General features: G+C 61.4%; 5 protein-coding genes. 3 read left to right on the plus strand and 2 right to left on the minus strand.

Annotation, left to right across the window (positions count from 1 at the left end):
- Window positions 1-481: 481 nt before the first annotated feature.
- Window positions 482-637, minus strand: a complete 156-nt coding sequence (locus tag ACTWPP_RS44715) for a transposase (protein WP_443110570.1) — start codon at window positions 635-637, stop codon at window positions 482-484.
- Window positions 638-1120: 483 nt separating this feature from the next.
- On the opposite strand from ACTWPP_RS44715, the gene ACTWPP_RS44720 reads away from it, so the two are divergent.
- From ACTWPP_RS44720 to ACTWPP_RS44730, 3 genes are read left to right on the plus strand one after another with little or no spacing between them, the layout of a single operon-like run.
- The gene (locus tag ACTWPP_RS44720; RefSeq protein WP_443110571.1) at window positions 1121-2242 is read left to right on the plus strand and encodes a hypothetical protein; all 1122 of its coding nucleotides are present in this window, start codon (window positions 1121-1123) and stop codon (window positions 2240-2242) included.
- On the plus strand, window positions 2235-3917 hold the full coding sequence (locus ACTWPP_RS44725; RefSeq protein WP_443110572.1) for a hypothetical protein: 1683 nt from the start codon (window positions 2235-2237) through the stop codon (window positions 3915-3917). The genes ACTWPP_RS44720 and ACTWPP_RS44725 overlap by 8 nt, the downstream gene beginning before the upstream one ends.
- Window positions 3918-3958: 41 nt before the next feature.
- Window positions 3959-5071, plus strand: coding sequence for a 5'-methylthioadenosine/S-adenosylhomocysteine nucleosidase family protein (locus ACTWPP_RS44730; RefSeq protein WP_443110573.1), 1113 nt, complete (start codon window positions 3959-3961; stop codon window positions 5069-5071).
- 4 nt (window positions 5072-5075) lie between these two features.
- On the opposite strand, the gene ACTWPP_RS44735 is transcribed toward ACTWPP_RS44730, so the two are convergent.
- On the minus strand, window positions 5076-6284 hold the full coding sequence (locus ACTWPP_RS44735) for a hypothetical protein (RefSeq protein WP_443110574.1): 1209 nt from the start codon (window positions 6282-6284) through the stop codon (window positions 5076-5078).
- Between the last annotated feature and the right edge of the window lie 263 nt (window positions 6285-6547).

Consider the following 6547-nt stretch of genomic DNA (forward strand, 5'->3'; position numbering starts at 1 on the left):
ACCAGCAAGAACATCGTCGAAGGCGTCCGCGCCAAACTCAAGCGCCTCGTCGGCCGAGACCTCGCCACTGAACCCGAACCCGGACTCTTCACCACAAAACCGAGCAATCCCTAACAAACAACCCTCTGAGGCTTCGTACGGACGCGACCACGGACTGCTCGCCACCTGTATTCGTACGACTTCAGGCCCCGCGTGGCGAGGCCGCGGAAGAAGCCAACGGCGATGAGGGTCGAGTCGTGGGCGCTGTCCCTCTTCGTTGTGGTGGCGCGGGCCAGCATTGATCGCGCTGTGGTATGCCCGCTCTTCGCGCGACGGGCGCCGGCGCGGCTCTGCGACGGAGCCGTCCTCGCATGGCCCAACGCCGTATACCTGGCTGAACCCTGCCGCCTGCCAGGAAGCTTGTGATGGCCGCTCGGGATGCCGTGAGGGAACATCCTCTTCTGCCGATGTCCGGACGTTCCAAATCTCTCGGGCAGATGGATCAACAACCCGCGATGGGACGCCCCCAGTTGTGCAGCGTGTACTCGTTGATCCCCGCATCACGCACCACCCGCGCGACCGGCCAGCCGGTCTTCTGCACGATGCGCACCGCTCCGGCTCGGGCCTCCGGGTTGAAGGAGCGTCTCTTGGTATCCAACGACCTAACCTTCTCCAAGGTTCGGTCTCCACGATGTCAGGGAAAGCACAACACAACTTGGTGGCCGAGGGCGAAACGATCATTCTTCACAGCACAAGACGGGTCCGCACCTTGGTCTTGAGGAAGATGCCGAGCACCGCCTGACACTTGGGCCGGCTGTGCGGTCCGGGTTGGCGAGGCGCTCAGGTAGAGACAGGTGGTGCCGATCCAGAGAGCTCGCCCGGCTCGAACCTACCTCCCTGTCGTCGATGTGCTGGGGCCGCCGGACGGGATGCGCCGCTCGACAGGTCTCTGCCAGCCCACTCCGAAGCACTCCTCGCCCGCCGATCCGGTATCTGGCAATAACCGGCCACACAACCAGCGATTCATGACTAAATACCGCGTGCGCTCCAGCCCCATAGAGGGTACTTTCACAACTGGCAGTACGTTACTGGACCGCCTCCAGGGAGGACCATGCCTGCGTCGTTAAGTTTTGTGGATCACGTGAACGTGGCGAGCATTGAGGCGGGTCTCCTCAGCCCTGCCGGAGAGGACCGAGAGACCTCGGCCGATTTGGATCTCAGTGCTGCGACCAGCTTCGACACGGTCGGTCTAGTACAGCTGCTCGCCCTCGTCGCGGGCTGGCGTAACGCCGGGCGGAAGATCTCAGTAAGACTTCCTAGTGATCCGCAAGCGCGGCACCTGCTCCGTCAGGCCCGCTTTCCTGCCGCTCTCGAAAAAGTGATGCGGACGCCGTTTCGGCTCATGGTAGATCGAAGCGATCTTCGATACTTCACTGCTCGGTCCGTGGATGCGCCAATAAGCTCGATAACGCCGACAAGTGCCCAGGCAAGTGTGTTGGCTCTCCTCGAAGAGCAACATCATTTCGGATTGTCCGCGCATCGCCCCGACGATGCCTACAGCCTGACGCGCATGTTAGAACAGGAGACCGGCCACTGGCGCGGCTATGCGATGGTCCAGTTGCTAAGATCCGTCCTTCACGGTCAGGCTATTGAGGTCTCGCGGGTAATCGTGCAGGAACTGGTGTCGAATATCATGGAGCATCCGGCGCCTTCAATCGCCGTCGTCGCCTCGCAACTTAAGCTTCGCGAAATGTCTTCGGAACTGGAGACGCCCGCATTGACTATTGCGGCCTGGGATGACGGCACGTCGATCATCGACAACTTACGCTTCTGCCTTGATCAGGGCGGAAAACTAAGAGTGTGGCCCCCGGACAGCGTGGATTATTTCACCATGCAGACCCCTAGCCCATCGATGAGCGCCGAGACCTATCACTCGGACTGGACACCGGAGCCCCGCGCGTCCGACGCGGAACTCCTGCTGGCTAGCCTGTTACCGGGAATCACGACCAAGCCCGTCGGTGAGGGCCCGGGAAGTCCGCAGTCATCGCTAGCGGCCCGGATGGACTGGGGCTACGGCCTTTATGCTCTATACAAGGCGGCCGTCGATCATTTCCACGGAAGTGTTGAGCTTCGCTGCATGCACACCCGGCTGAGCCTCTCGCGCCCGAATCAGGAAGAGCCATACTTGGTCGAGATTCGGGACGATCTGCCAGCACTTACTGGCACCATTGTGACCGTCCGACTGCCACTCCGCGATGACTGATTACAATGTCTTTCCCTACTACATCCGTGCCCCCCGGGCATCCGTCGAGAAGGTCCCCCCAGATCGCCACGATGCCTACTACTTCCTCGGGAAGTGGCTTCTCGACGAGCGCAAGCCACAAGTTGAGATGCCCCATGACAGCATCTACCTCACTCCGGAGCAGATGACCGAAACGCCCGGTGACATCCGGAGGCTGCTGCGACCTCCGGTGGAGCCCAAGAGCCGGCTATCCTTGATCATCTTCGATCTCGCGGACAACCACTATCACCAGTTCCGTGAGAACTTCCTTCGGCATATCGCCGAGGTCGCAGCCCAGTGGCTGAGGGACGGCGAACGTCGCCGCATCGCGATCATGCTTCCCTTCATACCTCCGCCGACATCACAGTTCTGGCTCGACAGTGAAGAGGACGACGAAGGTGAGTCACGACTCACAGTCGTGGCTGACGCTGGGGACTCGATGCCGCGGCGCATTCCAGAGGATTCGCGGCCCGACTACCGCAACCTGCTCCGGCCGACCCGCCGGGACCTGCGGAGCCGACTCAAATCACGGATCATCCGCAAACCGGGGCACTATGACTTTAGCTCGCGGGCTGACCCGCATTGTGCCCGCTTCTACTATGAGATCGAGGCGGCCGAGCGCGAGATTGGTGACCTCGTCCGCAACTGGGTTGAGGACGACGTGAAGCCGTTGATCCCCAGCGAGCGCCTCACTTTACTGAGCCACGGCAAAGGATCGCCGAAGTTTCATGCGGCGGTGGCCGGAGCGGCGGTGGCAGCGGACTGCACGATTGAAGAACTCTCGGCGGATGGCCCGCCGTTCCTGGCGAAACCAATCGAAGGTCCGGCCGCCCTCGTTCTCAACGTGGTCCACACCGGGCGAACCTTCCGGTCCATCGTCGATGATCTGCGCACCCAAGGCGTCAGGTTGGTTTCCAGGGCACTCACCGTGATGACGACCGACCAGACGTGGTCACGCCCTGACGATCTGCCCGATCTGGAAATCTTGTGCACCAGTTTCAACCGGCACAAGATGCCTAGGGACTATTGCGAGCAATGCTTGATCGGCCTGCCGCACACGGAACCCAAGGAAGACTCACAGATCGGACTCCGCGCGTTCGACATGTGGGACATCCTGCGCAGAACTGACTTCACCGAGGAGACATTCGGTCCAAAAAGGCGAAACTGGTCTCCATTCATTCCGAACATGGAAAAGATTTTCGACGATCACGGCTCTTGGCTGGCATGGAAGGTCGGCGAACTCCTAAACTGGCTTAATATCGGGCCAAATGCGGTGTTCGTGGCACCGCAGGAACCGCACATCGAACTGCTGGTGGAGCGGCTCGGAGAACTCCGGCAGAACAAACAGATCACCGTGCGTATTCCACGAGACATACTGAATAGCACGCAACTCGAGCACGACCTGCGGAACACGGTCCAGGAAGACTGGCACCGACATCTACGGCATCTGGGGAAGCGGAACTTTGGCGAGTTCGTGATGCTGGACGAGTTCGTCACCTCCTATCGAACGGCCAGGGCGATGCTGCGACTCCTCCGCAGGAACGAGTTCGGTGAGTTCGGTTTGACGCACCGGGCATTTATCCCGGTCATCGACTTCTCGCTCGTGAAATCGCCGATTCCTGATACTTATCCGCTGTACAAGCTCCCGCGACTCTAGGGCCCGTCATGACAAACCCAGTTCCCGATCGTCCTGTGTTCATGCGAAGCCCGGAGTTGCCACCGAATGCCGAGCCGCTTCGGGATGCCTGCTTGGGGCTTTTGTACCATCTTCTACGCTTCGACGAAGATTTCGACGAAGATCAGGCCGAATCCTCGATCATGGAGCTCGGCAAGCACGCATTGAAGCGCAATCTCCTGCTTGCCGACTACGCCGAACGCTCCGCCGACCTGCATCCGGAGGTGCGGGCGTTCTTCGATCGATCTGTCATCGAGTCACTCGGGGCGCGCCGCCGTACCGAGGTCTGGCGTGAACTCGCAAATTGCCCGAAGGTCGAAGAGCCGTTCGACGTCGCGATATTGACCATTCTCCGCGAAGAACTAGAGGCCACGGTCCGCGCATTCGGCGCCCAAAAAGATCGCAGCCTCCCGATCGATCAGCCCTTCTATAGGGCGAGCGTCGTGCGGGACGAATCGACGAACGAACCTCCCCTATCAGTTGTCATCACGCAGGCGGCCAAACCACTGAACGTGCACGCGCATCGACCGGTGGCCGAGATCCGAGAGCAATATCTTCCGAAGATCATCTTTCTGGTTGGCATCGCCGCCGGACTTGAGGGCAAGCTAAACCTCGGCGACGTGGCCGTTCCGCGCAAGATTTTATACTACGAGCCGGAGAAGATGACCGCCGAGGGTCTGAGGCCGCGCCCTGAGCACACGGAGCCGCGTGAGTACCTGTTCGGATTCGGCGTTTACAACCCGGAGGAACGGGGCCTCTCGGACAAGATAAGAGCCTTCGTCGAAGCACTGCCCGACTATCAGCGCCCAAATCTCGACCGTGCGGAGTTCCGGCCGTCGGTCGAGTCCGTGAACGTGACGATCGCCGCTGGTGAGCGAGTCCTTCGCGATGGCGCCTATCTCGCCGAGTTGCAACGTCGATTCGATGAGACGATCTGTGCCGCAGACCAGGAATCATACGGTTTCGCCGAGGCTGCGCGCAATCTTCCCTGGCTCGTCTTCCGTGGTGTCAGCGACCATGGTGATCCAGTCAAGCGGGATGATTGGAAATACGCCGCCGCCGGAGCGGCGGCAGTCTGCCTCCGCGACTTCCTCGAAAGCACCAGTTACGTAAGACCTGGTCTGCCGAACTTCTAGCCCGCTAGAGTACTCGATCCATCCGATCGCCCATGGCCCCAGCGACCGCTGCGCCGATCTTGCCCAGGATACCGTCTGCCGCGCTAGTGGCCAGGTAGTGCGGCATGTCAGCCCGTTCGAAACGCGGGGCACCGCGTTTAACATGGAGAAGGTAGGGCGAATAGAGGATGAGCGCCGTCGGGGAGTCCAGATCAACACACAACGCCGCCATACCCGGGAAGTCCTCAGTCTGGTAAACCCTTAGCCCCTCGGCGGTTGCGCCATGCCGCTCCTTGAACGCGCTGAACCGCTCGATGGAACGTCTGATCTTCTGGCCTAAATCTTCCTGCCAGAGCCGGGAGTAAAGCTCCGTTGCTTGGCTCGCAGGGTCGAGCAGGACACATCGGTAGGTGCCGCCCCGCCTGAGCAGACCCAAGACGGCATCGCGATAGAAGGCTGGTCGCTCGGTCGTAGTCAGGAAGCCGGCAGCGGTGTTAAGCGCGGTGCCAAGGTCGACCACATCGTCGACGGCCGCCTCAATCAGTCTGGACTTCTCCAACTGACTAGGACGCTGGCCGTACGCCGACACTTGGTCGCCACCGTCCAGGCCTGCCGTGGACAGCCAGGCTCGCCTACTGTTGGCTGGGCTCTCGGCCGACCGGGTCATATAGACGTGCCGACCCTCGTGCATACCCACGGCATGAAAATGGTCTGCGTATGGGCCTGAGACGCGATAGACGTCCTCGCTGATCGCCAGGTAGTCGGGCGGGGTGACCTCCTCCAGGTGAGCCGCGAAATTGATGTCCGGAGAATGGATGTTCCCGGTCTCGATGCCGTCTGAGAGTCCAATCGGCCCCTTGTGGATGGCGACTCGGATACGCAGGGTGCCCCTCAGCTCAGTGGCCTCGAGCTCGGCCCGCAGCCGCACGAGGTCGGTCTCGAGCACGGAGATTCCAGTCTCCAGAGCCACGTTACGGGCGACGCTCTCCTCTTCGTCGTGGAATATGAAGAGGCCACCGTCACCGCGCCATGACCACAGGGCCGCCGTCGAGCAGTGGTGCGTGCGGGCCAACTCAGTGACCCGCTCCCGCACCCGCTCCCGGAGCAGATCGAAGGCGTGGGTCGTGACGTCCCGCGGGTTGCGGCCGGTGATGCTCGAGTAACCCGCCGCGTCCACGAACAAGAAGTACACGTTGTCGCATGCTTGGCCCGTAGGCAGAAGGTTCTCACTCATGGCGGCTCCCTCACCCAGTATCCGACGCGCCCGACGGGACTGTCCCCGTTCTCCGGCACTCGTCCTTGAGGGCACCCGCGATTTTCAGGACTTACTCTCATGGCTCCCCTCTGTGTCAAGGGGCCGTGCTGAGGGTGGTCGTAGGGTGGGTGGTGGCGGGTCCGGGAAGTGGCTTGTCCGAAGTGCCGGTATGGGGATGTGAGCGGGCCGCGCTGGAGTCTGTAGTCGCTCCCCGGTGTCCTCCCGGGCCCGTCGCCGCCTGG

Origin of the sequence: Actinomadura sp. 3N407 (assembly GCF_052245875.1) — a bacterium.
Classification (GTDB): Bacteria; Actinomycetota; Actinomycetes; order Streptosporangiales; family Streptosporangiaceae; genus Spirillospora.

Excerpts from the sequence above, each read along its gene's own strand:
- ACTWPP_RS44725 (WP_443110572.1), top strand. The coding sequence starts at position 2,235 with ATGACTGATTACAATGTCTTTCCCTACTACATCCGTGCCCCCCGGGCA.
- ACTWPP_RS44730 (WP_443110573.1), top strand. The coding sequence starts at position 3,959 with ATGCGAAGCCCGGAGTTGCCACCGAATGCCGAGCCGCTTCGGGATGCC.
- ACTWPP_RS44735 (WP_443110574.1), bottom strand. The coding sequence starts at position 6,284 with ATGAGTGAGAACCTTCTGCCTACGGGCCAAGCATGCGACAACGTGTAC.